General features: G+C 69.8%; 22 protein-coding genes. 10 read left to right on the top strand and 12 right to left on the bottom strand.

Annotated elements, in window-relative coordinates; translation table 11 throughout:
• Window positions 1–30: 30 nt before the first annotated feature.
• The 4 genes from purH to MTBUT4_RS01100 form a co-directional block, all read right to left on the bottom strand.
• Window positions 31–1,611 carry a bifunctional phosphoribosylaminoimidazolecarboxamide formyltransferase/IMP cyclohydrolase gene (purH, locus tag MTBUT4_RS01085; RefSeq protein ID WP_173977816.1) on the bottom strand — a complete coding sequence of 527 codons (1,581 nt, stop codon included), beginning with the start codon at window positions 1,609–1,611 and terminating at the stop codon, window positions 31–33.
• Window positions 1,612–1,681: 70 nt separating this feature from the next.
• Complete coding sequence (locus MTBUT4_RS01090) at window positions 1,682–3,103, bottom strand: hypothetical protein (RefSeq protein ID WP_173977817.1); 1,422 nt, start codon at window positions 3,101–3,103, stop codon at window positions 1,682–1,684.
• Entirely contained in the window at window positions 3,100–5,193 is a 2,094-nt protein-coding gene (locus MTBUT4_RS01095) for an alginate lyase family protein (protein WP_173977818.1), read from the bottom strand. Before MTBUT4_RS01095 ends, MTBUT4_RS01090 begins: the two co-directional genes overlap by 4 nt.
• Window positions 5,194–5,197: 4 nt before the next feature.
• A complete protein-coding gene (locus tag MTBUT4_RS01100; protein WP_173977819.1) occupies window positions 5,198–7,117 on the bottom strand; it encodes a nucleoside-diphosphate sugar epimerase/dehydratase in 1,920 nt (639 codons plus the stop codon).
• A gap of 133 nt (window positions 7,118–7,250) precedes the next feature.
• Between MTBUT4_RS01100 and MTBUT4_RS01105 the strand changes: the two genes are divergently transcribed.
• Window positions 7,251–8,345 (top strand): radical SAM protein, encoded by a 1,095-nt coding sequence (locus tag MTBUT4_RS01105; protein ID WP_173977820.1) that lies wholly within the window; start codon window positions 7,251–7,253, stop codon window positions 8,343–8,345.
• Here the strand turns inward: MTBUT4_RS01105 and MTBUT4_RS01110 are convergent.
• From MTBUT4_RS01110 to htpX, 6 genes are all read right to left on the bottom strand, one after another.
• Complete coding sequence (locus MTBUT4_RS01110; RefSeq protein WP_173977821.1) at window positions 8,338–9,525, bottom strand: O-antigen ligase; 1,188 nt, start codon at window positions 9,523–9,525, stop codon at window positions 8,338–8,340. The two genes, MTBUT4_RS01105 and MTBUT4_RS01110, sit on opposite strands and share 8 nt — an antisense overlap.
• Window positions 9,522–10,805: an RsmB/NOP family class I SAM-dependent RNA methyltransferase gene (locus MTBUT4_RS01115; RefSeq protein WP_173977822.1), complete on the bottom strand. Its 1,284-nt coding sequence runs from the start codon at window positions 10,803–10,805 to the stop codon at window positions 9,522–9,524. Before MTBUT4_RS01115 ends, MTBUT4_RS01110 begins: the two co-directional genes overlap by 4 nt.
• Window positions 10,802–11,344, bottom strand: a complete 543-nt coding sequence (gene gmhB / locus MTBUT4_RS01120; protein WP_173977823.1) for a D-glycero-beta-D-manno-heptose 1,7-bisphosphate 7-phosphatase — start codon at window positions 11,342–11,344, stop codon at window positions 10,802–10,804. Before gmhB ends, MTBUT4_RS01115 begins: the two co-directional genes overlap by 4 nt.
• Before the next feature lie 70 nt (window positions 11,345–11,414).
• Complete coding sequence (locus MTBUT4_RS01125) at window positions 11,415–11,816, bottom strand: type II toxin-antitoxin system VapC family toxin (RefSeq protein WP_173977824.1); 402 nt, start codon at window positions 11,814–11,816, stop codon at window positions 11,415–11,417.
• The gene (locus MTBUT4_RS01130; RefSeq protein WP_173977825.1) at window positions 11,813–12,067 is read right to left on the bottom strand and encodes a type II toxin-antitoxin system VapB family antitoxin; all 255 of its coding nucleotides are present in this window, start codon (window positions 12,065–12,067) and stop codon (window positions 11,813–11,815) included. Before MTBUT4_RS01130 ends, MTBUT4_RS01125 begins: the two co-directional genes overlap by 4 nt.
• A gap of 76 nt (window positions 12,068–12,143) precedes the next feature.
• On the bottom strand, window positions 12,144–13,118 hold the full coding sequence (gene htpX / locus MTBUT4_RS01135; RefSeq protein WP_173977826.1) for a zinc metalloprotease HtpX: 975 nt from the start codon (window positions 13,116–13,118) through the stop codon (window positions 12,144–12,146).
• A 143-nt stretch (window positions 13,119–13,261) separates the two neighbouring features.
• Between htpX and MTBUT4_RS01140 the strand changes: the two genes are divergently transcribed.
• The 7 genes from MTBUT4_RS01140 (at window position 13,262) to MTBUT4_RS01170 (ending at window position 17,447) form a co-directional block, all read left to right on the top strand.
• Entirely contained in the window at window positions 13,262–13,882 is a 621-nt protein-coding gene (locus tag MTBUT4_RS01140; protein WP_173977827.1) for an SIS domain-containing protein, read from the top strand.
• A 1-nt stretch (window position 13,883) separates the two neighbouring features.
• Window positions 13,884–14,966 carry a non-hydrolyzing UDP-N-acetylglucosamine 2-epimerase gene (wecB, locus tag MTBUT4_RS01145; protein ID WP_173977828.1) on the top strand — a complete coding sequence of 361 codons (1,083 nt, stop codon included), beginning with the start codon at window positions 13,884–13,886 and terminating at the stop codon, window positions 14,964–14,966.
• Window positions 14,967–15,026: 60 nt separating this feature from the next.
• On the top strand, window positions 15,027–15,260 hold the full coding sequence (locus MTBUT4_RS01150) for a type II toxin-antitoxin system Phd/YefM family antitoxin (RefSeq protein WP_173977829.1): 234 nt from the start codon (window positions 15,027–15,029) through the stop codon (window positions 15,258–15,260).
• Window positions 15,257–15,640, top strand: a complete 384-nt coding sequence (locus MTBUT4_RS01155) for a type II toxin-antitoxin system VapC family toxin (protein ID WP_173977830.1) — start codon at window positions 15,257–15,259, stop codon at window positions 15,638–15,640. Before MTBUT4_RS01150 ends, MTBUT4_RS01155 begins: the two co-directional genes overlap by 4 nt.
• The gene (locus MTBUT4_RS01160) at window positions 15,640–16,464 is read left to right on the top strand and encodes a polysaccharide deacetylase family protein (RefSeq protein WP_173977831.1); all 825 of its coding nucleotides are present in this window, start codon (window positions 15,640–15,642) and stop codon (window positions 16,462–16,464) included. Before MTBUT4_RS01155 ends, MTBUT4_RS01160 begins: the two co-directional genes overlap by 1 nt.
• A gap of 193 nt (window positions 16,465–16,657) precedes the next feature.
• Window positions 16,658–16,840, top strand: coding sequence for a hypothetical protein (locus MTBUT4_RS01165; protein WP_173977832.1), 183 nt, complete (start codon window positions 16,658–16,660; stop codon window positions 16,838–16,840).
• Between the two features lie 163 nt (window positions 16,841–17,003).
• Window positions 17,004–17,447, top strand: coding sequence for a DUF4194 domain-containing protein (locus tag MTBUT4_RS01170; protein ID WP_254434691.1), 444 nt, complete (start codon window positions 17,004–17,006; stop codon window positions 17,445–17,447).
• A 41-nt stretch (window positions 17,448–17,488) separates the two neighbouring features.
• On the opposite strand, the gene MTBUT4_RS01175 is transcribed toward MTBUT4_RS01170, so the two are convergent.
• Window positions 17,489–18,013, bottom strand: a complete 525-nt coding sequence (locus MTBUT4_RS01175) for a cell wall hydrolase (protein WP_173977834.1) — start codon at window positions 18,011–18,013, stop codon at window positions 17,489–17,491.
• Between the two features lie 80 nt (window positions 18,014–18,093).
• Window positions 18,094–18,768, bottom strand: a complete 675-nt coding sequence (locus MTBUT4_RS01180) for an extensin family protein (protein ID WP_254434688.1) — start codon at window positions 18,766–18,768, stop codon at window positions 18,094–18,096.
• A 389-nt stretch (window positions 18,769–19,157) separates the two neighbouring features.
• Between MTBUT4_RS01180 and MTBUT4_RS01185 the strand changes: the two genes are divergently transcribed.
• Entirely contained in the window at window positions 19,158–20,591 is a 1,434-nt protein-coding gene (locus MTBUT4_RS01185; protein ID WP_173977835.1) for an NAD(P)-dependent oxidoreductase, read from the top strand.
• 151 nt (window positions 20,592–20,742) lie between these two features.
• Complete coding sequence (gene gltB / locus MTBUT4_RS01190; protein WP_173977836.1) at window positions 20,743–25,260, top strand: glutamate synthase large subunit; 4,518 nt, start codon at window positions 20,743–20,745, stop codon at window positions 25,258–25,260.
• Window positions 25,261–25,262: the final 2 nt, after the last annotated feature.

Below are 25,262 nucleotides of genomic sequence, written 5' to 3' on the forward strand. Positions count from 1 at the left end.
CCCTCCGTTCCTCTGCCTCACCCACCACCATCAATGCCGGAAGTGCCGCATTCCGGTGAACACCATGGCCAGGCCCTTCTCGTCGGCCGCGGCGATCACCTCGGCGTCGCGCATGGAGCCGCCGGGCTGGATCACCGCCGTGGCACCCGCGGCGGCGGCGGCCAGCAGGCCGTCGGCGAAGGGGAAGAAGGCGTCGGAGGCGACCACCGAGCCGATGGTGCCGGGCTGGGCCTGGCCGGCGGCATCGGCCGCCTCCTTGCTTTTCCAGGCGGCGATGCGGCTGGAATCGACGCGGCTCATCTGGCCGGCGCCGATGCCGACGGTGCAGCCGTCCTTGACGTAGATGATGGCGTTGGACTTGACGTGCTTGCAGACGCGGAAGGCGAACAGCAGGTCCTTCATCTCCTGCTCGCTCGGCGTCCGCTTGGTCACCACCTTCAGCTCGTTCAGCGCCACCCGGCCGTTGTCCTTGGTCTGGAACAGGTAGCCGCCGGCGACGGCGCGCAGCGTCATGCCGGCCTCGTTCGGATCAGCCATGCCGCCGGTCACCAGCAGGCGCAGGTTCTTCTTGGCGGCGAAGGCCGCCACCGCCGCCTCGTCGGCTGCGGGGGCGATCACCACCTCGGTGAACAGCTTGCAGATCTCTTCCGCGGTGGCGCCGTCGAGGGGGCGGTTGACGGCGACGATGCCGCCGAAGGCCGAAACCGGGTCGCAGGCCAGCGCCGCCTTGTAGGCCGAGACCACGTCGGCGCCGGTGGCGACGCCGCACGGATTGGCGTGCTTGATGATGGCCACGGTCGGCGCCTCGAACTCCGAGGCCAGCTCGAAGGCGGCGTCGGTGTCGTTGAGGTTGTTGTACGACAGCTCCTTGCCCTGCAGCTGGCGGGCGGTGGCGATGCCCGGGCGCTGATGGCCGGTGACGTAGAAGGCGGCGGCCTGATGCGGGTTCTCGCCGTAGCGCAGGCCCTGGCGCAGCTCGCCGGACACCACCACGCGGCGCGGGAAGGTCTCGCCCAGTTCCTTGGCGAACCACTGGCTGATGGCGGCGTCATAGGCACCGGTGCGGGCATAGGCGGTGGCGGCCAGATGCTTGCGCAGCGCCAGGGTGGTGGCGCCGGACTGGGCGCTCATCTCCTCCATCACGCGGCCGTAATCCTCGACGTCGACCACCACGGTGACGGCGTCGTGGTTCTTCGAGGCGGCGCGGATCATGGCCGGGCCGCCGATGTCGATGTTCTCGACGCAGGTGTCGTAATCGGCGCCCTTGGCCACCGTGGCCTCGAACGGATAAAGGTTGACCACCAGCAGATCGATGGGGGCGATGCCGTGCTCGGCCATGGCCTTCTCGTGCTCGGCATTGCCGCGGATGCCGAGCAGGCCGCCATGCACCTTGGGATGCAGGGTCTTGACCCGGCCGTCCAGCATCTCGGGGAAGCCGGTATGGTCGGCCACCTCGACCACCGGAACGCCGGCATCGCGCAGCGCCTTGCAGGTGCCGCCCGTGGACAGGATCTCGACGTTGCGTTCGGCCAGGAAGCGGGCGAACTCCACCAGTCCGGTCTTGTCCGAGACCGAGAACAGGGCGCGGCGGATGGGGCGAAGGTCGGACATGGCGGACAGCTCCGGCGGGGTCGGGATGGGGCGGGTATAGCACAGAGAGCCAGGGACGGCAGCGTGCAATTCACGCCGGTGCATAGGGCCGCCTCCGCCACGCCTCGCGCCCCAGGTAAAGCGCCGCCAACAGGCCGGCCCCGGCAACCGCCGGCATGTGCCGGGCGGCGATGTGAATGGCGCACAGGGCCAGGGTGTAGCCGAAGAACAATCCCCACAGGTACAGCGCCGCCCAGTCACGGCCCGAAAGAATCCGCCACCGGCGGATCAGCAGCACCGGACCGCCGATCGTCAGGACGATCACCAGTCCGTAAGTCACCACCCGGAATAGGCCCGTCGCCAGCAGGGCCGCCGCCATGACCGGGTCGCCCCCCCTGGCCTGCTTCCATGCCTTGGATATGCCTGGAAACAGGCGGTCGCCGGTGACCAGCCGGCTGTAGAAGAACGCGTTGTCGAGCGGATTGAGCACCTGAAAGAAGATGGATTCGTCGAAGTTCTCCATGGTGTTCTGAAGCATGGCGCCGGGGTGACGCAGCCAGGACCTCAGATACAGGGCCTTGTGCAACCGGGCCGATTCCAGTGCATCGACCCGGTGCTCGGTGAACAGCGCGGCGACGATGTCGAGGACCTCGGCGTAGCTTTTCTCCTTCAGGTGTTCCCGCGCCGTCCGGTCGAGCACGGTGTCCCCGTCGAACATCACGTGCCCGCGCGCCTCGGCCTTGACCATGGCCTGGATCAGCACGAACTGGGCGCCGGTGGACAGCACCGGCTCGCCGGTGCGCGCGACGTTCCACGCCATCACCGCCGCGACCACGGCGGCCACCGGCCCCAGCCAGGCCGCCGCCGCCGCCACGGAGCGCGACCGCCACAGCCAGAGCAGAAGCGGGGGCGACAGCAGGACCAGGAAGGGCAGCCCGTTCCCCCGCAGCAGGCATGCGCATGCCGCCAGCACCCCCAGTCCGAACAGGCGCGGCGGAGAGGCCGGCGAGCCCCTCAGCAGGCCGATCAGCGGGGCCGCCCACAGGGTTATGAAGGCGCTGGCGAACAGGCTGTCGGGCAACAGCGACTGGTCGTAGAGCATGCCGATGCCGGTAGCCTGGCCGAAGGCGACGACCAGCGCCAGCCACCGCGAGGCCAGCAGCAGCGCGGCGAGGCGCCAGACCAGGGCGGTGGCGCAGAGGGAGACGCCGATCTGGAGGCAGACCAGCAGATAAAGGTGGGCTTCGGATGGGCCGAGAAGCCCGCGCAGGGCCGCCACCACCAGGGGGTAGCCGAGGCTGCGGAACAGGGTCGGCGGGACGGCGTAGCGATCCAGGCCGGCATCGGTGAGCCAGCCGCGCTCGCGCAGAATGGTGTCGGCGATATCACTGTAGGAGGTCCAGTCCGATTCCCAGGTCGGGCCGAAGACGGCCAGCAACCCCAGCTTGACCACCGCCAGCAGCGCCAGCGCGCCCCATTCCAGCCGGCGCGGGGGCAGGGCCGCCGCCCTCACCCCGAGGCCTCCACCCGGCCGTAGCCAGGCGAATAGGCCACGTTGGCCGCCAGATCGCCCGGATCGGCGATCAAGTGCTCGGTCACTGCGGTGTCGTCGCCCACCTGCGTCCCGCCCCGGCAATCCTCGATGACGACGGCGCCGCCGCCCACCAGCACGCGCCGCCACACCCGCTCGCCGAAGCCGTCGTGGCGGCCCAGGAACTGCCCGTCCTGGAACCGCAGCGCGCGGGCCTGCGCCCGGTCCTCCAGCCGGAACGGCGCCAGCAGGCCGGCCGGTTCGGCCTCGCCGTGGCGCGGCACGCAATGGGCCAGGGCCGAGCGGTAGGCGTTCCGCGCCGCCGGATCGGGGGTGTAGACGAAGGTGCCGGGGTCGCGGGCCCAGGGCACGCCGTCGATCTCGATCTCCACCGCCAGCTGATCGTTGTGGGCGTGGCCGCCGTTGCCGTTCTGGCCGATGGGGCCGCAGCGCACCGACACGAAGGCGCGGGCGCCGCGCCAGATGAACAGGCCGAACTCGGGATAGGCGACCGCTTCCATCCCCTCCAGCGCCGCCGGGTCGGGCGGGGTGACGACCACGCGGGTGATGGTCGTGGCGTCCGTTTCCGGCTCGTCCCCGGGCAAAGCGGCCGCCGGATCGCAAGGGACGGCGAAACGGGTACCGCCGGCCAGATCGGCGATGACCGCGCTCTCCACAGCCGCCTGCGGCGCCGTGGCCAGATCGAGGTCGAACACCCCTTTGCCGGCGGCGATCAGGGGGCCGAAATCCAGGTCGGCGGTGCCCGGCGTCAGCTTGAAGAACCGCCCCGAATCGTTGTCGCCCACCTGCACCGCGATGCCGGAGGGCATGGTGACGGCGGCGGCGAACCGCACCGCCCGCGCCAGCCGTTCCATCGCCGTGTCGGAGAACGGCGGCCAGGCCATCGGGCCGGGGGCCAGCGCCGGGCGGCGGCGCCACAGGGTGTGGTCGTAGTCCCGGAAGGCGCGGCGGCGCTCCTCGGGCAGGCCCAGCACCATCGCCACGGTGTACAGCGCCATTTCCGCCGACAGCCGGTGATAGGCGGTGGACGCCTCGAAATTGGCCCCGTCGGGCAGGAACTGGCGCTCGATTTCCGCCGCCAGCTGCTGCACCGCGAAAACCAGGAAGGTGTCGGATTCCGCATCGGCCGGCAGATAGGCGGCGATCCACGCCAGGCCGCAGATGTCGGCGAGGTAGTGGTTGCCGCGATGGGCCTGGTTCCACTCCAGATTGCCGGCGATGTGGCGGGCATGGGCCAACATCGACACCGTCAGCTCCTCCTCGAACGGCTCGTCGAGATCGGCGCCGAAGGCCAGGAACAGGTCGCGGGCCAGCACGATGTTGGCGGCGCGGATGGCCACATCCATGGCGCAGGCCCAGTTCACCCCCCAGCCCGGCGGATTGGCGGCGATGAAGTCCAGCACCTGATTGCGGAATTCGGCCGCCAGCCGCGCGTCGCCGTCCAGCCCGAAGGCCATGGCCAGCACCGGCAGGTGCTGCAGCCGGGCCAGCTCCCACGGCAGCTTGATGTCCACCCCCGGCGCGTGGCCATAGGGCACGCTGCCGCCCCAGCGGCGCGGCGACCAGCGATAGCCGGAACGGAAATCCACGTGCCAGTCGATGGGGCGGTAGGACTCGTCCTCGATCAGCGAAACGATACCCAGCACCCGCGCTCGGTTGCCGCGCCACGCCTGCCCGGCCAGCGCCTGGCGCCATTCGGGCGGAAGCGCCGCGCCGGGGCCGTAGCGCCAGGGGCCGAAGCCGGGATAGCGTTCGCCGTGGGCCACCCGGACCGGCCCGGAGCCCAACAGGTCGAAGCGATGCGCCCGCGCCGCCGCCGCCGCGGCGCGGATGGCGTCGGCATTGGCGGCCAGGAGGGTTTGGTCGGGGCGGGCGAGGCGGCGGGCGAGGCGGCCTTGCACCTGGGACACGGGCGGAAAGCTGCATTGGCCCCGCATCAGCCGCCCGACCAGATTGCGGCCGGTCTGGCGCAGGGCGTAGCGCAGCGCCTTGCGCGCCGCCTCGCCCGGCGACATGGCCAAGGCGTGGCGGATCAGGTGGCCCAATGCCATGTCGTCACGCCACCGGCTCGGGCGCGGAGACGGACTTGGCCGCCGTCTGGGGCGCGTATTCCGGCACCATGCGCTTCAGGATGGCCAGCACCCGCTCAGGCTGGTGGGCGCGGCAGCCGGCCTCGAGCTCGGACAGGGCCACCCCCAGCTCCTCGGCGTCCACCGAACGCGGCGCCGCCACCAGGATGCCCTTGCGTTCCGTGGGCAGCGGCGGCTCGGCGCCGTGGAAGATCTCCTCGAACAGCTTCTCGCCGGGCCGCAGGCCGGTGAACGTTACCTTGACGTCCACGTCTGGGCGCAGGCCGGCCAGGCGGATCATCTGGCGGGCGAGATCGACGATGCGCACCGGCTCGCCCATGTCGAGGACGAAGATCTTGCCGCGATAGTCGTCGTGCTCCAGCCCGAAGGCCGAGGCCTGCAGCACCAGCTCGACCGCTTCGCGCACGGTCATGAAGTAGCGGGTCATGTCGGGATGGGTGACGGTCAGCGGCCCGCCTTCGGCCAATTGGCGCTGGAACAGCGGCACCACCGAGCCGGTCGAGCCCAGCACGTTGCCGAAGCGCACGGTGACGAAGCGGGTCGGCGTGCCCGACAGGTCCACCGCCTGGGTGTACATCTCGGCCATGCGCTTCGAGGCGCCCATCACGTTGGTGGGGTTGACCGCCTTGTCGGTGGAGATCTGCACCATCAGGCGCACCCGCGCCTCGACGCAGGCATCGGCGACGATGCGGGTGCCCACCGCGTTGGTCAGCAGGCCCTCGTCCGGGTTCCATTCGACCATGGGAACGTGCTTCAGGGCGGCGGCGTGGAACACCAGCTCGGGGCGGTGCTCGGCCATGACGGTACGCAGCTTGGCGGCGTCGCGCACGTCGCCGACCACCGGCACGCGGTGAATATCGGGATGGCTGCCGGCCAGCTCGAGGTCGATGGCGTAGAGGTTGAACTCGCCCGCATCGAACAGCACCAGCCGCTCCGGCCCGAAGCCGGCGATCTGGCGCACCAGTTCCGAGCCGATGGAGCCGCCGGCCCCGGTCACCAGCACCCGGCGGCCCTTGATCATCGCCTCCATGGCGTCGCGGTCGAGCACCGTCTGCGGCCGGCCCAGCAGGTCCTCGACGGCGATGGGGCGGATGGTCAGCTGATCCTCGACCCCGTCCTTGAGATCGGTCAGGCGGGGAATGCGGGCCAGCGGCAGCCCCAGCCGGTCGGCATCGTCGAGCAGGTGGCGCACCACCGCGCCGTCCAGGCGGTGGTCGGTGACGATCAGGCGCTGCGGCCCGTCGCCCCGGGCGCGAAGCTGCGCCAGCACCGCCTCCAGCTCGGTGAACGAGCCCAGCACGTCGATGCCGTGGATGTTGCGCCCGACCCGGGTGCCCATCTCGGACAGCAGGCCGACGGCGCGGTACTCGGCGTCGGGGGCGGCGGTGGCGCGGATGAACAGCTCGGCCTCGTCGCCGGCGCCGACCAGCAGGACCGGAATGCGGCTGCGCCCGTCGGCGGCCTGGCGCACCGCCCGGCGGCGGTCCTTCCAGCTGCGGTAGACGAAGCGCGGCCCCCCCAGCAGCGCCAGCAGCACGAACCAGTTGATGATCAGGATGGAGCGCGGCAGGTCCTGCAGCCGCGTCACCATGAACATGGCCAGGTAGAAGATGCCGATGGTCAGCGTCGCGCCCTTGGCCAGGGTCAGCAGATCGTTGACCGAAGCGTAACGCCACACCCCCTTGTACATGCGCGACAGCAGGAAGGCGGAAGCGGCGACGCCGGTGAAGGTCAGCGTCGCCAGCACCATCATGGTGTGATCCCACCCCATCACGCCGAGGTCGCCCTGGCGCAGATAGACGGCGGCGACGAAGGACAGCGCCGCCATGACCAGGTCATGGGCGAAGGCGATATGGCCGCGATGGAAGGTGGGCTTGCCGATCATGGTGACGCATAGTTACCCCAGCCGCCGGAACGAGTCCAATAGGCTTGCGCGCCGGCGCGGCCACTGGCGCTTGGCAACGCCTCCCCCGGACCCCTATATATTGCTCACCGCAGGGACCAGGACAGATCTCCCCATGAGCGACCGCTTCTCCATCGACAGCCACAAGCTGATCTACCACCCGCAGCGGGTGGCCCAACTGCTCGAATCGAAGGGGGACTGGGAAAAGGCCAAGACGGTCTATCCCATCTATGTCGAGCTGGGACCGGTCGGGGCCTGCAACCACCGTTGCGTCTTCTGCGCCTACGACTACATCGGCTACCAGACCCGCACCCTGGCCTACGACCTGCTGGCCGAGCGCATCCCCGAGATGGGGCGCCTGGGGGTCAGGAGCATCATGCTGGCCGGCGAGGGCGAGCCGATGCTGCACAAGGACATCGTCCGCATCGTGCAGCTGATTAAGTCCTCGGGCATCGACGTGTCGTTCACCACCAACGCCACCGCCATGCCCAGGGACTTCCCCGAGGAGGCGCTGCCGCACGTGTCGTGGATCAAGGCCTCCATCAACGCCGGCTCGCCCGAGACCTACGCCCAGGTCCACCGTACCAAGGCCGCCCATTTCGATTTGGCGCTCAAGAACCTTGCGACCATGGTCGAAGCGCGCCGCCGCAAGGGGCTGTCCGTGACCCTGGGGGCCCAGCTCCTGCTGCTGCCCGAGAACGCGCACGAGGTCCGCGCCCTGGCCGAGCGGGTGCGCGAGACCGGCCTCGACTACCTGGTCGTCAAGCCCTACTCGCACGTCGAGCGCAGCATCACCCAGGCCTACAAGGATATCGACTACACCGCCTTCCTCGCGCTCGAGGACAGCCTGAGGGATCTCAATTCGGAGACCTTCAGCGTCGTGTTCCGCTCCAACACCATGCGCAAATACACGTCGGACGACCGCTACACCCGCTGCTACTCGGTGCCCTATCTGTGGGCCCACATCATGGCGTCGGGCGTGGTCAACGGCTGCGGCGGCTTCCTCAGCGACGAGCGCTTCGAGTTCGGCAACATCAACGATTCGTCGTTCCAGGCCATCTGGGAGGGCGAGAAGCGGCGGCAGAACTACGAGTTCGTCACCCATCACCTCGACATCGAGGAATGCCGCAAGAACTGCCGCATGGACGAGGTCAACCGCTACCTGTTCCGGCTGATCGACAACCCGCCCGGGCACGTCAACTTCATCTGACCCGGCGGGTGACCGCCACCGTCATCGCCGCCGACGCCCATAGGGTCGCCTGCCACCAGCTCTGCCAAATGCCGTAGCTGGAACAAGCGATGACCAGCCCGCCCGCCAGCACCGCCGCCGCCGTGGCCCGCGCGGGCACGGCGGGGATGGAGGAAACGGCGCCGACCAGACGGTAGAGCAGCACCGCCAGCGCCGCCGCCCCGACCGCCCCGAGTTCCAGCCATATCTGCAGGACGGCGTTGTGGGGATGCAGCGGCAACAACTGCTCCTCCACCGGGGCGGCGGCGTCCGGCGGCGAAATTCGGAGCCGCGCCTCGCCGCCAGAGAGGGACCGCGACGAATCCATTCCGAAACCAAGCACCGGCCTCTCCGCGATCCGCTCGCCGACATAGCGCCAGATGGTCAGCCGGTGATGCAGCGAAGGCTGCCGCCACCCCCAACTGGCATAGGACTGGGCGGGATCGGGGATGAAGACGGTGGCCAGCGGTGCCGTCGCCACCAGGACGACCAGCCCCACCCGCGCGACTCGAAGTGCGCCAGTCCCCGCCAGGCGGACCGTCATGAACACCGCCAGCGACACCACCATGGCCAGCAGCGAGGTGCGATTGTCGGCCAGGGCGATGGCGCCCCCGGCCCCAAGGGCCAAGGCCAGGGCCAAGGCCGTCCTTCCCCGCTCGGACAGCCACAGCACCGCCGGCAGTGCGAGCAGAAGCAGAACCGAGGTCGCCCGGTTGGCCACGCCCTTGATGCCACTGCCGCCGATGTCGCCGTGCAGTGCGCCGGACGCGCCGTAATCGACAGCCAGCAGAAGGCCGGCGGCCGCCACGCCCGCCGTCAGCGCGCTGCCGACCACGCGCCGGCCATCGTCATCCAAGGTCGCGGCATAATGGATCAGGCCAATGCCCAGCAGCGCCGCAACAGCCACCTTGCCGGCGGCCACCACCGCATTTGCCGGGACCGGACCCCAGAATGCGGAGATGGCGGCATAGGCGGCGAGAAAGAGCACCGCCCAGGCACAGCGCCCCGAAACCAGGCGCCCGCGCCGCCACGCCAAAGCCACGACGAAAACGGCCGTCAGGCCGACCGGCATCACCACCGCGGGCGGTGACAGCACGGCGACCGCCGGCAGGGTGGCTGCCATGAAGGCCAGGGCGAGCACTTCGTCGCGTTTGGTGATCATGCTGTCGCTGCCCGCACCAGCCGCGCCGCATAGAACCCGTCCATTCCGCCCAGTTCGGCCATGTGGCACGGCAGCGTCCTCAGATCCCCGGCCGGGGTCAGCAGCTCGGCCAGACCGCCGACCTCCTCGGGCCGCACCGGCAGGCGCTCGACCGCACCCGCCGCCAGCAGCCGTTCCACCTGCGCCACACCCTCCTCGGGCTCCAGCGAGCAGACGCAATAGACCAGGGTGCCGCCGGGCTTCAGCATCTCCAGCGCCGCCCGCAGCAGCGCCGCCTGCTGGTCGGCCAGGGCCGCCACGTCGCCCGGCCCCTTCAGCCGCAGGCCGTCGGGATGGCGCCGCAGCGTGCCGGTGGCGGTGCAGGGGGCGTCCAGCAGCACCGCGTCGAAGGGGCTCTCGGGCCGCCACGCGGCGACGTCGGCGGCGACCATGTCGGCCTCCAGCTTCAGCCGGTCGAGGTTTTGGCGCACCCGCTCCAGCCGGCGGGCCGAGCGGTCCACCGCCGTGACCAGCGCCCCGGCGGCCGCCAGTTGCAGCGCCTTGCCGCCGGGCGCGGCGCAAAGGTCGGCGACCCGCTTGCCGGCGACCTCGCCCAGCAGGCGGGCGGGGATGGCGGCGGCCATGTCCTGCACCCACCACGCCCCCTCGGCGAAGCCCGGCAGGGCGGTGACGTCGCCGCCGGCGGCGCGGCGCAAGGACCCGGTGGGCAGCAACTCGGCCTGCAGCCGTTCCGCCCAGAAGGCGGGATCGCCCATGGCGGTGATGTCCACCGGCGCCTCGTGCAGATGGGCCTCGGCAATGGCCCGCGCGGTGTCCTTGCCATAGGCGGCGCACCAGGACCGCCACAGCCAGTCCGGGGTGTTGAGCCGGCCGGCATCCTGCGCCGCCGCCCAGGCCCGGCCCTCGCGGTCGAGCCGGCGCAGCACCGCGTTGACCAGCTTGGCGAAGCCGTTGAGGGGACCGCCCTTGACCAGATCGACGGTGGCCGAGATGGCGGCGTGCGGCGGCGTGTCGAGGAACAAGAGCTGCACCGCACCCAGGCGCAGCACGTCCATCACCCGGCGCGAGCGGGCCGGCAACGGGCGGTCCAGGCAGCGGCCGATCAGATCGTCGAGCTGGCCCAGCCGGCGCAGCACGGTGGCCGCCAGCAGGCGGGCGAAGGCGCGGTCGCGGGGCTCCAGCGCCGCCAGCCGTTTGTCGGACTCGAGCGCCTCGTCCAGCAGGTGCCGCCCGGCCAGCACCGCGTCGAGCAGCTCGAGGGCGATCGTCCTGGCATTCATGTGGTTGCGGCCAGGATCATCTCGACCGCCGCCGGCAGGTCATCGACCACGTGATGGGCCTTGGTCCCGGCCACATGCTTGGCGCCGTGGCCGGTGCGCACCAGGAAGGTCTCGGCCCCCACCGCCAGGCCCAGCTCCACGTCCACCTCCTTGTCGCCGATCATGACGGAGCGGGCGGGATCGAAGCCGTGCTCGGCCACCGCCTGCTCCACCATGCCGGGCAGCGGCTTGCGGCAGGCGCAATCGTCGTCGGGGCCGTGCGGGCACAGATAGACGCCGTCCACCGCCGCCCCCTCGGCCGCCAGCAGCTCGGTCATGCGGGCATGGATCCGGTCCAGCCGCGCCAGGTCGAAATAGCCCCGCGCGATGCCCGACTGGTTGGTGATCACCGCCACCCCGAAGCCGGCATCCTTGAGCCGCCGGATCGCCGCGCCGGCGCCGGGGATCAGGACGAAATCGTCGGGGTCGGACAGGTAATGCTTTTCGACGTTGAGGGTTCCGTCACGGTCGATCAGCACGAAGCGGCGGGCATCAGGCAAGGCAGGGGCTTCCCGGTCAAGGAGCAACGGCCGGCAGAGTGCATCCGCCGGCCCCGCCTTGGCAAGGCCGTCAGGCCGGATCGAGGGCGGCGACCAGATCGGTGTGGCGGAAGTCGTCGCCGACGAACAGCAACGCCTCGCCGGTCACCTTGGCCAAGGCATAGGCGAAGCAGTCGCCGAAATTGAGGCGGGCGGGATGACCGCTGCCCTTGCCGAAATCGCGGTAGGCGTCGCGGGCGACGCGCACCTGCGCCTCGGTGACCGGTTCCACCTTCAGGCCGGCCACCGCTATCAAGTCGTCGAACCGCCGGCTGGCGACCGGATCGCGGCCGCCATCGATGACCACGGCCGATTCCAGCAGATTGGCCGCCGAGATGCGCCGGTTCGGGGCGGCGGCGATGGCCTCGGCGCAGGCGGCCGCTTCCGGTTCGTCGCGCAGGATGGCGATCAGCGCCGAGGAATCCACGATCACCGCGGCAATCCCCGTTCGTCATAAAGAAGCTCGCCATGGTCGATGGAGCGATAAGGCTCCTTCAGGCGGGCGGCGCAATCGCGCCCGATGGCCCGCAGGCGTTCGGCCAGCGGGCCGGCCTCGTGCCCGCGGAGTCGTTCAAGGCGTTCGCGCACGGCCTCGGTCACCGCGGTGGTCATGCTCTCGCCGGTCAGGGAGGCCAGTTCATGGATCAGGCGGCCGGTCTCGGGGTTCTTGATGTTCAGGCCCATGGCGGGAACCTTTCTACCGTGACATGGCGGAATTCTACCACCGCCCATCCGTCCGGAGAAGCCGCCAAAGGTGGCATCACCCCCACGGCCCCTTCCTGCGCCCCCCGGCGCCGCCCCACGGGCTGCCCGCCTGGCGCGCGGCCGGGGCGGTGGCGGTGGTGGCATTGGCGCGCACATCCCAGGTCATGCCGGCCTCGGCGGCCATGGCGCGCAGGGCGGCGATGCGGTTGTCCATGCTGGGATGGGTCGAGAACAGATTGTCCATGCCCTTTCCGGCCAGCGGGTTGACGATGAACAGATGGGCGGTGGCGGGATTGCGCTCGGCGGCCGGGTTGGGGATGGCGTGGGCCGCCTGCTCCAGGCGATCCAGCGCGCTGGCCAGCCACAGCGGGTTGCCGCAGATGCGCGCGCCCTCGGCATCGGCGGCGTATTCGCGGGTGCGCGAGATGGCCATCTGCACCAGCGAGGCGGCCAGGGGGGCCAGCACCATCATGACGATGCCGCCGATCAGGCCGAGGCCGCCGCCGCCCTCCTCGTCCTCGCGGTGGCCGCCGAACATGGAGGAGAATGCGAACATGTTGGCCAGCATGCCGATGGCGCCGGCGATGGTGGCGGTGATGGTCATCACCAGGGTGTCGCGGTTGGCGACGTGGGCCAGCTCGTGCGCCATCACGCCCTCCACCTCCTCGGGGCTGAGGCGATCCAGCAGGCCGGTGGTGGCGGCCACCGAGGCGTGCTCGGGGCTGCGGCCGGTGGCGAAGGCGTTGGGCTGATCGTTGTCGATGATGAACACCTTGGGCATGGGCATGCCGGCCCGCGCCGTCAGACGCTCGACGATGGCCACCAGGCCGGGCGCCGAATGGCGGTCCACCTGCTGGGCGCCGTACATGGACAGCACCATCTTGTCGGAATTCCACCAGGCGAAGGCGTTCATGGCGCCGGCCATCAGCAGCGCGATCAGCATGCCGCCCTGGCCCCCGATCAGCCCGCCGATGGCGACGAGCAATCCGGTCAGCGCGGCGAGAAGGATGGCGGTGCGGGCGTAGGACATGGGCTGAGGGTCCCGAGGTTGGTACGGCCCAAGTTGAATAAGTAAATCGGGCCCGGCGTTCAAGCCCGCCCAGCCTCCACTTAAGGGCTTGGGCGCACCCGCCCGATCTGGTAACACTCCCGTCGCTGAGACCGGAGCACGGCATGACGTTTCCCGAGCACCCCTTCCCCTCCATCGCGACGTTTTTCGATGCCTATGCCGAGCAGCTGGCGCGCGCCGCCGCCTCGGTACCGCGTCCGGCGCTGGAGGCGGCGCAGGTCCTGCTGCGCGAGGCGCACGACCGCGGCGCCACCGTCTATGCCTGCGGCAATGGCGGCTCGGCGGCCATCTCCAACCATCTGGTCTGCGACCATTCGCGCGGCCTGTCCTGCGACACCGGCCTCAGGCCCCGCGTCCATTCCCTGTCGGCCACCGTCGAGGTGCTGACCGCCATCGCCAACGACATCGCCTATGCCGAGGTGTTCGTCGGCCAGCTGCGCCTGCTGGCGCGGCCCGGCGACGTGCTGATCACCATCAGCTCGTCGGGCGATTCGGAAAACGTCGTGCGCGCCGTCCAATGGGCCAGGGACAACGGCCTGGGCACCATCGCCATGACCGGCTTCGGCGGTGGGCGCACCGCCGCGATGGCCGACGTCAACATCCACGTGGACGGCGACAATTACGGCATCGTCGAGGATCTGCACCAGTCGATCATGCATGCCCTGGCCCAGTACCTGCGCCAGACCCACATGCCCGCCGATCTGGTGGCGGCGCGGAAGTTCTGACATGACCACCGTCCTCAACGTGGTGGGGGCGCGGCCCAATTTCATGAAGATCGGCCCCGTGCTGCGGGCGCTGAAGGCCAAAGGGATGGCGGCGCCGCTGCTGCACACCGGCCAGCATTACGACGCCGCCATGAACGACCGCATCTTCGCCGATCTCGGCCTGCCCGAGCCGGACGTCAACCTGGAGGTCGGCTCCGGCAGCCATGCCCGCCAGACCGCCGACGTCATGACCCGCTTCGAGCCGGTGCTGGACGAGATGAAGCCCGATGCCGTGCTGGTGGTGGGCGACGTCAACTCGACCATCGCCTGCGCCCTGGTGGCGGCCAAGAAGGGCGTCCGGGTGATCCACGTCGAGGCCGGCCTGAGATCCTATGACCGCGCCATGCCGGAGGAGGTCAACCGGGTGCTGACCGACCAGATCTCGGATTTCCTGTTCACCACCGAGCGCGAGGCCGAGGCCAATCTGGTGCGCGAGGGCATCGACCCGGCCCGGGTGTTCTTCGTCGGCAACGTCATGATCGATTCCCTGCTGTTCAGCCTGGACAAGGCGGTACCGGCCGCCGCGACCCTGGGCGGGCTGGCGGGCGGCTACACCCTGGTCACCCTGCACCGGCCCTCCAACGTGGACGTGCCCGGGGTGCTGGGGCCGCTGGTGGAGTGCCTGATCGAAATGGCCGCCGCCGCCCCGGTGATCTTTCCCTGCCATCCCCGCACCCGCGCCCGGCTGGAGGCGGCCGGGCTGCTTGCCGGGATCGAGGCCGCCGGCATCCGCCTGCTGCCGCCCCAGGGCTACCTGGAAATGCTGGGCCTGATGCGCGGCGCCCGGGTGGTGGTCACCGATTCCGGCGGCCTGCAGGAGGAGACCACGGCGCTGGGCGTGCCCTGCGTCACCGTGCGCGAGAACACCGAGCGCCCGATCACCATCACCCATGGCACCAACACCCTGGTCGGCACCGACCCGGCCAGGGTGATGGCGGCCTTTCGCGACGTCCTCGCCACCGGCGGCAAGGCCGGCCGCATCCCGGAATTGTGGGACGGCCACGCCGCCGAACGCATCGCCGCGGTGCTGGCGGAGCGGCTGTAGGCGTCCTTGACCCCGGTCCCGCCGATGGCTAACTTAGCTAAGTCGCCCTGGAGATCGGAAATGCAGCGGGTCAGCATCCACGCCGCCAAGACCAACCTGTCGAAATTGATCGAGGCCGCCCTGAACGGTGAAGAGGTGGTCATCGCCCGCGGCAGCAAGCCGGTGGTGCGCCTGGTTCCGGTCATCCAAGGCTCGTTCAAGATCGGCCTGTTGAAGGGCCAGCTGGGCGACGGTCCGGACTTCTTCGAGCCCCTGGACGACAGCGACCTCGATCTGTGGGAAGGCGGCCGTTGACGGCCTTCCTGCTCGATACCCATGCCTGGGCCTGGAGCCTGTCCGGAGACGGCCGGCTGTCCGCTGCGGCCCTGAACGCCATCGACGGCGCCGATACGGTACTGGTCAGCCCCATCAGCTTCTTCGAGATCGCGCAGAAGGTCCGCCTTGGCAAATGGCCGGAAATGGAGCCGTTCGCCGCCAACCTGGGTGACCTCCTGAGCCAGCAAGGTGGGACGCAGGCGAATTTCGACGCCACCGTCTGCATTACAGCCGGGCTGATGGAGTGGTCCCACCGCGATCCCTTCGACCGCCTGCTCGCCGCCACCGCTCGGCGCCACAACGTGTCCCTGGTCTCGGCCGACAGCGTGTTCGACGGCGTGGTCGACAGGGTCTGGTGATGGCCGGGCTCGCCACCCTCCTCGCCCCGCCGCTGCTGGCCGCGACCCGCATCCTCAACGCCCTGACCGGCGGGCACGGCCACCGGCTGCTGCTGCTGCACGACGTGCCGCCCGAGGAGATGGCGGCGCTGGACCGGCTGGCCGGGTCGCTCACCCTGGCCCCGCCGGCCGAGCTGGAGGCGTTGCTGGACGGCCGCGCCCGCCCGCGCGCCGCCACCACGCCGACCTTCGACGACGGCTTCGCCTCGAACCTGGAGGCGGCGGCGGTGGTCGAGGGCCATGGCGGACGCGCCATCTTCTTCGTCTGCCCCGGCCTGATCGACCTGCCCTGGCCTGAACAGCGCGCCGCCATCGCCGCCAACGTCTTCAACGGCAGGCGAAGGCCCGAGGACATCCCCGAACGCATGCGGCTGATGACCTGGGACGAACTGCGCGGCCTGGCGGCGCGCGGCCATGTCATCGCCAACCACACCATGAGTCACCGCCGCCTGACCACCCTGGACGCCGCCGGTGTCGAGGCCGAAATCGGCCAGGCGGCGGCGCGGCTGGCGGCCGAGCTGGGGGCCAAGGGCGACTGGTTCGCCTTCCCCTTCGGCGACATCGGCAGCATCGGGGCCGAGGCCCTGACCATCGCGGCGCGGCACCACCGCTTCTGCCGCTCGGGCATCCGCGGTCCCAACCGGAACGGGACCAGCCCGGCGGCGGTGCTGGCCGACCACGTCGATCTCGCCGCCCCCGTCGCCTATCAACGCCTCGCCGCCGAGGGCGGCCTGGACTGGCGCTACCGCGCGGCGCGGCGGCGATTGGCGGAGTACACCGTCTGACCGTGCGACGTGCTTGAGCCATCGGCTGTGAAGAACGCTGACCCTGGCAGTTTGGTCGTGTCCCCCCGACACGCCGCGTGGGATAGCCGGGCATCCCACAATGGCGGTTTTCACCGTCCGTCTCCCCCGGACATCAGCCTGCCGTTCACGGTTGCCCCTGCCCACACTTATCACTAACTGATATGTGTTGAGGATGGACAACGCCAACGAAACCCTCTCGTACCTGCTCGACCTCGATGGTGAGGAGATTATCTACGCCAACGGCCATGTGGCACGGTTAAAGGTCAAAGAGATTGGTGCGACGCCGGAGAAGCCCCACGGCATCTCGTATTCTCTGACCTACCACGCACGAGATGGTCGGCGGCTGATGCGTTAAGACAATGCCCACGGCGCTGCCCATCGCGGCGGTAGGTTCGTCGAACGGCAGACCGCCTTTGACCATTGGCACCGTGACGAAGCGGATGAAGGGCGACCATACCCGTTCGTGACCGCTGCGAGACCGACCACGTTTCGCTGCCCGAGGCGCCGACGCCGTGACCATGCTCCATGAACTGGCCGAGATCGAGTCCCGCTTCGGCGAGTCCGCCGTGGATGACGTGCGCAAGGCAGCCAATCTGATGCTGCGGCGCCAATTCCTGTTCGCGGGTGACCGTGGGGCCACCCACGCCTACGAAGTGCTGACCAGCCCACGCTTCCGCATCTACTTCGCCTCCCTCTTCGACGCTTTGGGCTACGACCTGCGCATCAGCGAGGCGGAGCAGTGGGTCGGCATCCTGCCCGACGTGCATTTGGACTGGTTTCCCCGCATGCGGGCCGAGCACACCATCGTACTGCTGGTGCTGACCCTGGCGTGGCAAGAGGAGGTGAACCGGGGCGGCGCCGAATCGCGCGCGGTGGTCGCCACCACGCTCAACGCTCTGTTCGAGCGCACCTCAGGCTGCCAACGTCCCTTAACTGGGCGACCATGGCCCCGTCATGCGTGAGGTAGTCCAGGTAGATCTCGGTCGTCTTGACAGGCCCTTGTTTACCCCTTCACCGAGAAGAACACGTGGCCGCCGATTACCATGCGCTGGCGGTAGCGCCCTTGCGCCCATTGCGGCCGTTCGCGGATGCCGTGGAAATAGAGCGCGCCGTCGGTGGGATCGGGGTTGCCGGCCAGGGCCCGGCGGGCGGCGGTCTGGGCGCGGCTCCAGCCGTACTGGTCGTCGGGCTGGTGCGACGGCTGGGTGCAGACCCAGCCGAACTGGCAACCGCCGCCGGCCCGCTGATGCACCACGGCGCAGATGGAGCCGGGGAAGGCGGGGTCGTCGGCGCGGTTCAGGGTGACGTGGGCGACCGCCACCAGGCCGTCATCCGGTTCGCCGCGGGCCTCCCAGTAGACGTTGAGGGCGAGGCAGTGCAGCTCGGCGGCGCTGGCCTTGCGCACCGGCGCCGGCGGCGGTCCGGGTGGGGTGGCGCCGGCCGCCGGATGCGGTGCGGTGGCCGGTTCGGCCATGCCGAAGCCAAGGGCGAAAGCGGCCGCCGCGAAGGGGAGGGTCCTGCCGTCCATGGCGGGGATTGTTCCCCACCGGCACGTCGCGCCGCTACCGGCCGCAAGCCCAGGCCGACCCGGCCCGATTCAGTAGCCGGTTAATACCCACAAAGGGTGTGGGGGCCGATGTCCAGGTGCAGATGGTCCTGGTGCAGGCGGTCGTGGTTGGGGGTCAGCGCCACGTTGAAGGTGGAACACGAGCCGCGCGCCACGTCGTGCAGGAAGCCCGACCGGGCGCCGCCGGCGCGCCAGTCCTTCTTGACCGACACCATGGTGCCGTCGGCCAGCTCGAAGGCGCCGATGTCGATGGCCTGGCCCTTGGCATGCTCGCTGAGGCGGCCGCCGCGGCTGCCGCCGTACTGGGCCGCCACCTTGGTCGAGGTGCGCCGCACCCGGCAATCGTAGGTGCCCATGTGGTGGATGCGCTTGACCGGCTGGCCGAAGCGGGCGAAGGCGGCCGGCTGCACCACCTCCAGTTCGAAGCGGGCCATGGTGCGGGCCATGGCGCAGGTGACCACGCCCGGACGGTTCCATGCCACCGTGCCGGCCGCGACCTTGACCGGATTGGTTATGCCGCAGCCCTGGCCGGGCTCGCCGAAGGCGGCCACCGGCTCGAAGCTGACATGCAGGCCGGCCAGCTCCTGCAGGCAGGCGCTGTCGGGATCGAGGATGACCGGCGGCGGCGCCACCGCCACCGGCGGCGGGGCGGGCGGGCGGGCGCAGGCCGACACCATGGCCAACAGGATCAACGCGGCAAGGCGAAGACGGGGCAAGGTCGACAATCCCGGAAGTGTTGGTCCGGGCAATAGTTACCCAAATGGCTACGCAAAAGTCACGAATAAATCGCAATCCTCGCCGGCACGGATGGTTCACCGGTTAATGTTGCGTTAATGGAACCTTTCGGCGTTGGTGGCTGCCGGTGGCTGCCGTCCCTGCCATTGTTCTCTACAGGCCGTTATGGTCCCAATTCGGCCCTTTTTTGATGCGCCCGCGGCACACAATCTCCGCGACACCCGGCGCGTCAACGGCGATGCGGAGAATGAATGGCAGCCTTGCTGTCCTGCTTTCTCGATTCCCCTGGCAATTCGCCGCGTTCAGGCGTAGACAGGAAGCCCCGCATCGACCGCGGGACAACCGCGAATCCGCCCGCGAAAGGCCGGCCATGCCCCGCAAGATGCTGCAGTTCACCCATCTGCACCAAAGTCAGCCCGACAAGCGGTCCGCCCCCGAGCGGGGCGCCGACTTCGCCGAGATCAGCCTGCCCTTCGCCGCCGAACAGGCCGGCGAGCAGGCCTCGCGCTGCGAACAGTGCGGCATTCCGTTCTGCCAGATCCACTGCCCGCTGGCCAACAACATCCCCGACTGGCTGATGCTGGTGGCCCAGGGCCGGATGGAGGAGGCCTATGCCGTCTCGTCGGCGACCAACACCTTCCCCGAGATCTGCGGCCGCATCTGTCCGCAGGATAGGCTGTGCGAGGGTTCCTGCGTGCTCGAGCAGTCGAAGCACGGCACCGTCACCATCGGCGCGGTCGAAAAGCACATCACCGAGCACGCCTTCGCCCAGGGGTGGGTGAAGCCGCCCAGGCCGGGGCGCGAGCTGGCCGCCTCGGTGGGCATTGTCGGCGGCGGCCCGGGCGGCCTGGCGGCGGCCGAGGCGCTGCGGCGCAAGGGCTACCAGGTCACCGTCTACGACCGCCACGACCGCATGGGCGGCCTGATGATCTACGGCATTCCAGGCTTCAAGCTGGACAAGGCGGTGGTCGAGCGCCGCACCCGCCTGCTGGCCGAGGGCGGCATCAAACTGGTCCCGTCGGTGACGATCGGCCGCGACCTCACCCTGGCCGAGCTGCGCGCCCGCCACGATTCGGTGCTGCTGGCCACCGGCGTCTACAAGGGCCGGGCGCTGGACTGCCCCGGCGCGGCGCTGCCCGGCGTGGTGCCGGCGCTGGACTACCTGATCGTCTCGAACCGGGTCGGGCTGGGCGATGCGGTGCCGGCCTTCGACGACGGCAGCCTGAACGCCGCCGGCAAGGCCGTGGTGGTGATCGGCGGCGGCGACACCGCCATGGATTGCGTCCGCACCGCCATCCGCCAGGGCGCGACGTCGGTGAAGTGCCTCTATCGCCGCGACCGCGCCAACATGCCCGGCTCGCAGCGCGAGGTCGCCCATGCCGAGGAGGAAGACGTCGCGTTCGTCTGGATGGCGGCGCCGCTGGAGCTGACCGGCACCGGCCGGGTCGAGGGGGTGCGCGCCGTCCGCATGCATCTGGGCGTCCCCGACGCGACCGGCCGCCAGGCGCCGGTGCCCATCGAGGGCTCGGAGTTCGAGCTGGGCGCCGACATGGTGATCGCCGCCCTGGGCTTCGACCCCGAGGACATGCCGGCCCTGTTCGGCGAACCCGGCCTGGCGGTCAGCCGCTGGGGCACCATCGAGGCCGATCCCGTCAGCTGCATGACCAGCCTGGACGGCGTGTTCGCCGCCGGAGACATCGTCCGCGGCGCCTCGCTGGTGGTATGGGCGATCAAGGACGGCCGCGACGCCGCCGAGGCGATGGACCGCTACATGCAGGGGAAGGCCCGGCAGGCGGCGGAGTAGACGGATAGGGTTGATTAACCACAGAGACACAGAGACACAGAGAAGGCACAGAGAAAAAACCATTTTTTAGTTCCTCTGTGACTTCTCTGTGTCTCTGTGTCTCTGTGTTTATCTCCCGCCTGGGACGGGACATTGCGTGGTGGAGAGCACGATGAGCGAGACTTTCGTCGCCGAATACCTGGCCAACGAGCGCCTGCTGAACCAAGCCGGCATCGACACCGCCCCCCATGACGCCTGCGGCGTCGGCATGGTCGCGGCCCTCGACGGCAAGCCCAGGCGCGACGTGGTGGTGGCCGGCATCGAGGCGCTCAGGGTGCTGTTCCATCGCGGCGCGGTGGATGCCGACGGCAAGACCGGCGACGGCGCCGGCATCCACGTCGAGATCCCGCAGGACTTCATCAAGGACCACATCCGCCATTCCGGCCACGAGCCGGGGCCGGGGCGGATCGCCATCGGCATGGTGTTCCTGCCCAAGACCGATCTGGGGGCGCAGGAGCGCTGCCGCTGCATCGTCGAGACCGAGATCCTGAACTTCGGCTACGCCATCTATGGCTGGCGGCAGGTGCCGGTGGACGTCTCGGTGATCGGCGAGAAGGCCAACGCCACCCGCCCCGAGATCGAGCAGATCATCGTCGCCAACACCCTGGGCCGGCCCGAGGAGCGGTTCGAGACCGACCTGTTCATCCTGCGCCGCCGCATCGAGAAGGCGGTGCTGGCCGAGACCATCACCGACTTCTACATCTGCTCGCTGTCCTGCCGCTCGGTGATCTACAAGGGCATGTTCCTGGCCGAGCAGCTGACCAGCTTCTATCCCGACCTGCTGGACGAGCGCTTCGTGTCGCGCTTCGCCATCTACCACCAGCGCTATTCCACCAACACCTTCCCCACCTGGCGTCTGGCCCAGCCCTTCCGCATGCTCGCCCATAACGGCGAGATCAACACCCTGGCCGGCAACCTCAACTGGATGAAGGCGCACGAGCCGCGCATGGGCCACGAGGCGTTCGGCGACTTCATGGAGGACGTCAAGCCGGTGGTGCAGTCGGGCGGCTCGGACTCGGCGGCGCTGGACAACGTCTTCGAGGTGATGGTCCGCGCCGGCCGCCCGGCGCCGCTGGTCAAGCAGATGCTGGTCCCCGAAAGCGTCGGCTCCAACGCCCTGATGCCCGAGGCCCACCGCGCCTTCTTCGGCTATTGCAACGCGGTGATCGAGCCGTGGGACGGCCCCGCCGCCTTGTGCGCCACCGACGGCCGCTGGGTGGTGGCCGGCATGGACCGCAACGGCCTCAGGCCCATGCGCGTCACCATCACCAAGGGCGGGCTGCTGATCGTCGGGTCCGAGACCGGCATGGTCAAGGTGGCCGATGCCGAGGTGGTGGAGAAGAGCCGGGTCGGACCCGGCCAGGCCATCGCCGTCGACATGGAATCGGGCCGCCTGTACCGCGATGGCGAGCTCAAGGACCTGCTGGCGGCGCGCAAGCCCTATGGCGCCTGGACCGGGCGCATCACCGAGCTGGACAGCCTGGTCAAGACCGGCGCCCCCGAGCCGGCCGAGCTGTCGGCCGAGGAGCTGCGGCGGCGCCAGCTGGCCTGCGGCCTCACCATGGAGGACATGGAGCTGATCCTGCACCCCATGGTCGAGGAGGCCAAGGAGGCCATCGGCTCCATGGGCGACGACGCGCCGCTGGCGGTGCTGTCCGAGGGCTATCGCGGCCTGCACCACTTCTTCAAGCAGAACTTCAGCCAGGTCACCAACCCGCCCATCGATTCACTGCGCGAATCCCGGGTGATGTCCTTGCGCACCCGGTTGGGCAATCTGGGCAACATCCTGGACGAGCACGAAAGCCAGTGCGACGTGCTGGCCCTCGATTCGCCGGTGCTCTCCACCGCCGAGTTCGAGGCCATGCGCCGTTCCATGGGCGCGGCGGCGGCCGAGATCGACTGCACCTTCGATCCCTCCGGCGGCGAGCACGCGCTGAAGGACGCCCTCGCCCGCATCCGCCGCGAGGCGGAGGAGGCGGTGCGGGCGGGCTGCACCCACCTGATCCTGTCCGACAAGGCCATGGATGCGTGCCGCGCCGCGGTGCCGATGATCCTGGCCGCCGGCGGCGTCCATTCCCATCTGGTGCGCGAACGGCTGCGCACCTGGACCAGCCTCAACGTCCGCTCGGCCGAGGCCCTGGACGTCCACTACGTCGCCGTGCTGATCGGCGTCGGCGCCACCACCGTCAACGCCTATCTGGCGCAGGAGGCCATCGCCGACCGCTGGCGCCGCGGCCTGTTCCCCGGCATGACGCTGGAGGAGTGCATCCGCCACTACAAGAAGGCCCTCGACCAGGGCCTGCTGAAGATCATGTCCAAGATGGGCATCTCGGTCATCTCCAGCTATCGCGGCGGCTGCAACTTCGAGGCGGTGGGCCTGTCGCGCTCGCTGGTGGCCGAATTCTTCCCCGGCATGACCAGCCGCATCTCGGGCATCGGCCTGAACGGCATCGAGAAGAAGACCGTCGCCCAGCACGCCGCCGGCTTCGCCGTCGCCACCCCCGCCTTGCCGGTCGGCGGCTTCTACCGCTTCCGCCAGGGGGCCGAGGCGCACGCCTTCGAGGGCACCCTGATCCACACCCTGCAAAGCGCGGTGGCCAACGATTCCTACGCCACCTACCGGCGCTATTCGGACGGCGTGCGCAAGCTGGCGCCCATCACCATCCGCGATCTGCTGGACTTTCGCCCCCTCGCCCAGCCGGTCAGTGTCGACGAGGTGGAAAGCATCACCGAGATCCGCAAGCGCTTCCTCACCCCCGGCATGAGCCTGGGGGCGCTGTCGCCGGAGGCCCACGGCACCCTCAACATCGCCATGAACCGCATCGGCGCCAAGAGCGTGTCGGGCGAGGGCGGCGAGGACCGCGAGCGCTACCGGCCGCGGCCCAACGGCGACAACGCCAATTCGGCGGTCAAGCAGATCGCCTCGGGCCGCTTCGGCGTCACCGCCGAGTACCTCACCATGTGCCGCGAGATCGAGATCAAGGTGGCCCAGGGCGCCAAGCCCGGCGAGGGCGGCCAGCTGCCCGGCTTCAAGGTGACGGTGGAGATCGCCAAGCTGCGCCACGCCACCCCCGGCGTCATGCTGATCAGCCCGCCGCCGCACCACGACATCTATTCCATCGAGGATCTGGCCCAGCTGATCTACGACCTCAAGCAGATCAACCCCGTCGCGCGGGTGACGGTCAAGCTGGTGTCGCGCTCCGGCATCGGCACCATCGCCGCCGGGGTGGCCAAGGCCAAGGCCGACACCATCCTGATCTCGGGCAATGTGGGCGGCACCGGCGCCTCGCCGCAGACCTCCATCAAGTTCGCCGGCCTGCCGTGGGAGCTGGGCCTGTCGGAAGCGCACCAGGTGCTGACCCTGAACCGTCTGCGCCACCGGGTGAGGCTCCGGACCGACGGCGGCCTCAAGACCGGGCGCGACATCGTCATCGCCGCCATGCTGGGGGCCGAGGAATTCGGCATCGGCACCACCAGCCTGATCGCCATGGGCTGCATCATGGTGCGCCAGTGCCATTCCAACACCTGCCCGGTGGGGGTGTGCACCCAGGACCCGGCCCTGCGCGCCAGGTTCACCGGCAGCCCCTACAAGGTGGTCAACCTGTTCAGCTTCATCGCCGAGGAGGTGCGGGAAATCCTCGCCTCGCTGGGGGTGCGTTCGCTGGCCGAGGTGATCGGGCGGACCGACATGCTGAAGCAGGTCAGCCGCGGCGCCGAGCATCTCGACGACCTCGACCTCAATCCGCTGCTGGCCCAGGCCGATGCCGGCGGACACGCCCGCTACTGCACCCAGGACGAGCGCAACGAGGTGCCCGACACCCTGGACGCCCGCATCATCCAGGACGCCCGGCCGCTGCTGGAGGAGGGCGAGAAGATGCAGCTGGCCTACAACGTCCGCAACGTCGAGCGGGCCATCGGCACCAGGCTGTCGCACCACATCACCAAAAAGTACGGCATGGAGGGGCTGCAGCCCGGCCATGTGGTGGTGCGCCTGCGCGGTTCTGCCGGCCAGTCGCTGGGCGCCTTCGCGGTGCAGGGCCTGACCCTGGAAGTGTTCGGCGACGCCAACGATTACGTCGGCAAGGGGCTGTCGGGCGGCACCATCGTGGTCCGCCCGCCGGTCTCCAGCCCGCTGAAGTCCAACGAGAACACCATCATCGGCAACACCGTGCTGTACGGCGCCACCGCCGGCCGGCTGTTCGCCGCCGGCCAGGCGGGCGAGCGCTTCGCCGTGCGCAATTCCGGCGCGACGGCGGTGATCGAGGGCTGCGGCTCCAACGGCTGCGAGTACATGACCGGCGGCACCGCGGTCATCCTGGGCGCCGTGGGGGCCAACTTCGCCGCCGGCATGACCGGCGGCATGGCCTTCGTCTACGATGCCGACGGCACCCTGCCGCTGATGGTCAATGGGGAAAGCGTGGTGTGGCAGCGCCTGGACAGCGACCATTGGGAAGAGGTGCTGCGAGAGCTGATCCGCGACCACGTCGCCGCCACCCAGTCGCCGTGGGCGCAGTCGCTGCTGGCCGACTGGTCCCGCGAATCGCCGCGCTTCTGGCAGGTGGTGCCGAAGGAGATGCTGAGCCGCCTCGCCCATCCCCTGACCCGGGCCGCCGCCCGCGCGGCGGAATAGGC

The organism is Magnetospirillum sp. UT-4, from assembly GCF_902729435.1.
In the GTDB taxonomy this organism is placed as follows: domain Bacteria; phylum Pseudomonadota; class Alphaproteobacteria; order Rhodospirillales; family Magnetospirillaceae; genus Magnetospirillum.

Bases quoted from the DNA above. Each gene is read 5' to 3' on its own strand.
- purH (WP_173977816.1), bottom strand. From the start codon at position 1,611: ATGTCCGACCTTCGCCCCATCCGCCGCGCCCTGTTCTCGGTCTCGGAC.
- MTBUT4_RS01095 (WP_173977818.1), bottom strand. From the start codon at position 5,193: ATGGCATTGGGCCACCTGATCCGCCACGCCTTGGCCATGTCGCCGGGC.
- MTBUT4_RS01100 (WP_173977819.1), bottom strand. From the start codon at position 7,117: ATGATCGGCAAGCCCACCTTCCATCGCGGCCATATCGCCTTCGCCCAT.
- MTBUT4_RS01105 (WP_173977820.1), top strand. From the start codon at position 7,251: ATGAGCGACCGCTTCTCCATCGACAGCCACAAGCTGATCTACCACCCG.
- MTBUT4_RS01110 (WP_173977821.1), bottom strand. From the start codon at position 9,525: ATGATCACCAAACGCGACGAAGTGCTCGCCCTGGCCTTCATGGCAGCC.
- MTBUT4_RS01115 (WP_173977822.1), bottom strand. From the start codon at position 10,805: ATGAATGCCAGGACGATCGCCCTCGAGCTGCTCGACGCGGTGCTGGCC.
- MTBUT4_RS01130 (WP_173977825.1), bottom strand. From the start codon at position 12,067: ATGGGCCTGAACATCAAGAACCCCGAGACCGGCCGCCTGATCCATGAA.
- htpX (WP_173977826.1), bottom strand. From the start codon at position 13,118: ATGTCCTACGCCCGCACCGCCATCCTTCTCGCCGCGCTGACCGGATTG.
- MTBUT4_RS01140 (WP_173977827.1), top strand. From the start codon at position 13,262: ATGACGTTTCCCGAGCACCCCTTCCCCTCCATCGCGACGTTTTTCGAT.
- wecB (WP_173977828.1), top strand. From the start codon at position 13,884: ATGACCACCGTCCTCAACGTGGTGGGGGCGCGGCCCAATTTCATGAAG.
- MTBUT4_RS01150 (WP_173977829.1), top strand. From the start codon at position 15,027: ATGCAGCGGGTCAGCATCCACGCCGCCAAGACCAACCTGTCGAAATTG.
- MTBUT4_RS01160 (WP_173977831.1), top strand. From the start codon at position 15,640: ATGGCCGGGCTCGCCACCCTCCTCGCCCCGCCGCTGCTGGCCGCGACC.
- MTBUT4_RS01165 (WP_173977832.1), top strand. From the start codon at position 16,658: ATGGACAACGCCAACGAAACCCTCTCGTACCTGCTCGACCTCGATGGT.
- MTBUT4_RS01170 (WP_254434691.1), top strand. From the start codon at position 17,004: ATGCTCCATGAACTGGCCGAGATCGAGTCCCGCTTCGGCGAGTCCGCC.
- MTBUT4_RS01175 (WP_173977834.1), bottom strand. From the start codon at position 18,013: ATGGACGGCAGGACCCTCCCCTTCGCGGCGGCCGCTTTCGCCCTTGGC.
- MTBUT4_RS01185 (WP_173977835.1), top strand. From the start codon at position 19,158: ATGCCCCGCAAGATGCTGCAGTTCACCCATCTGCACCAAAGTCAGCCC.
- gltB (WP_173977836.1), top strand. From the start codon at position 20,743: ATGAGCGAGACTTTCGTCGCCGAATACCTGGCCAACGAGCGCCTGCTG.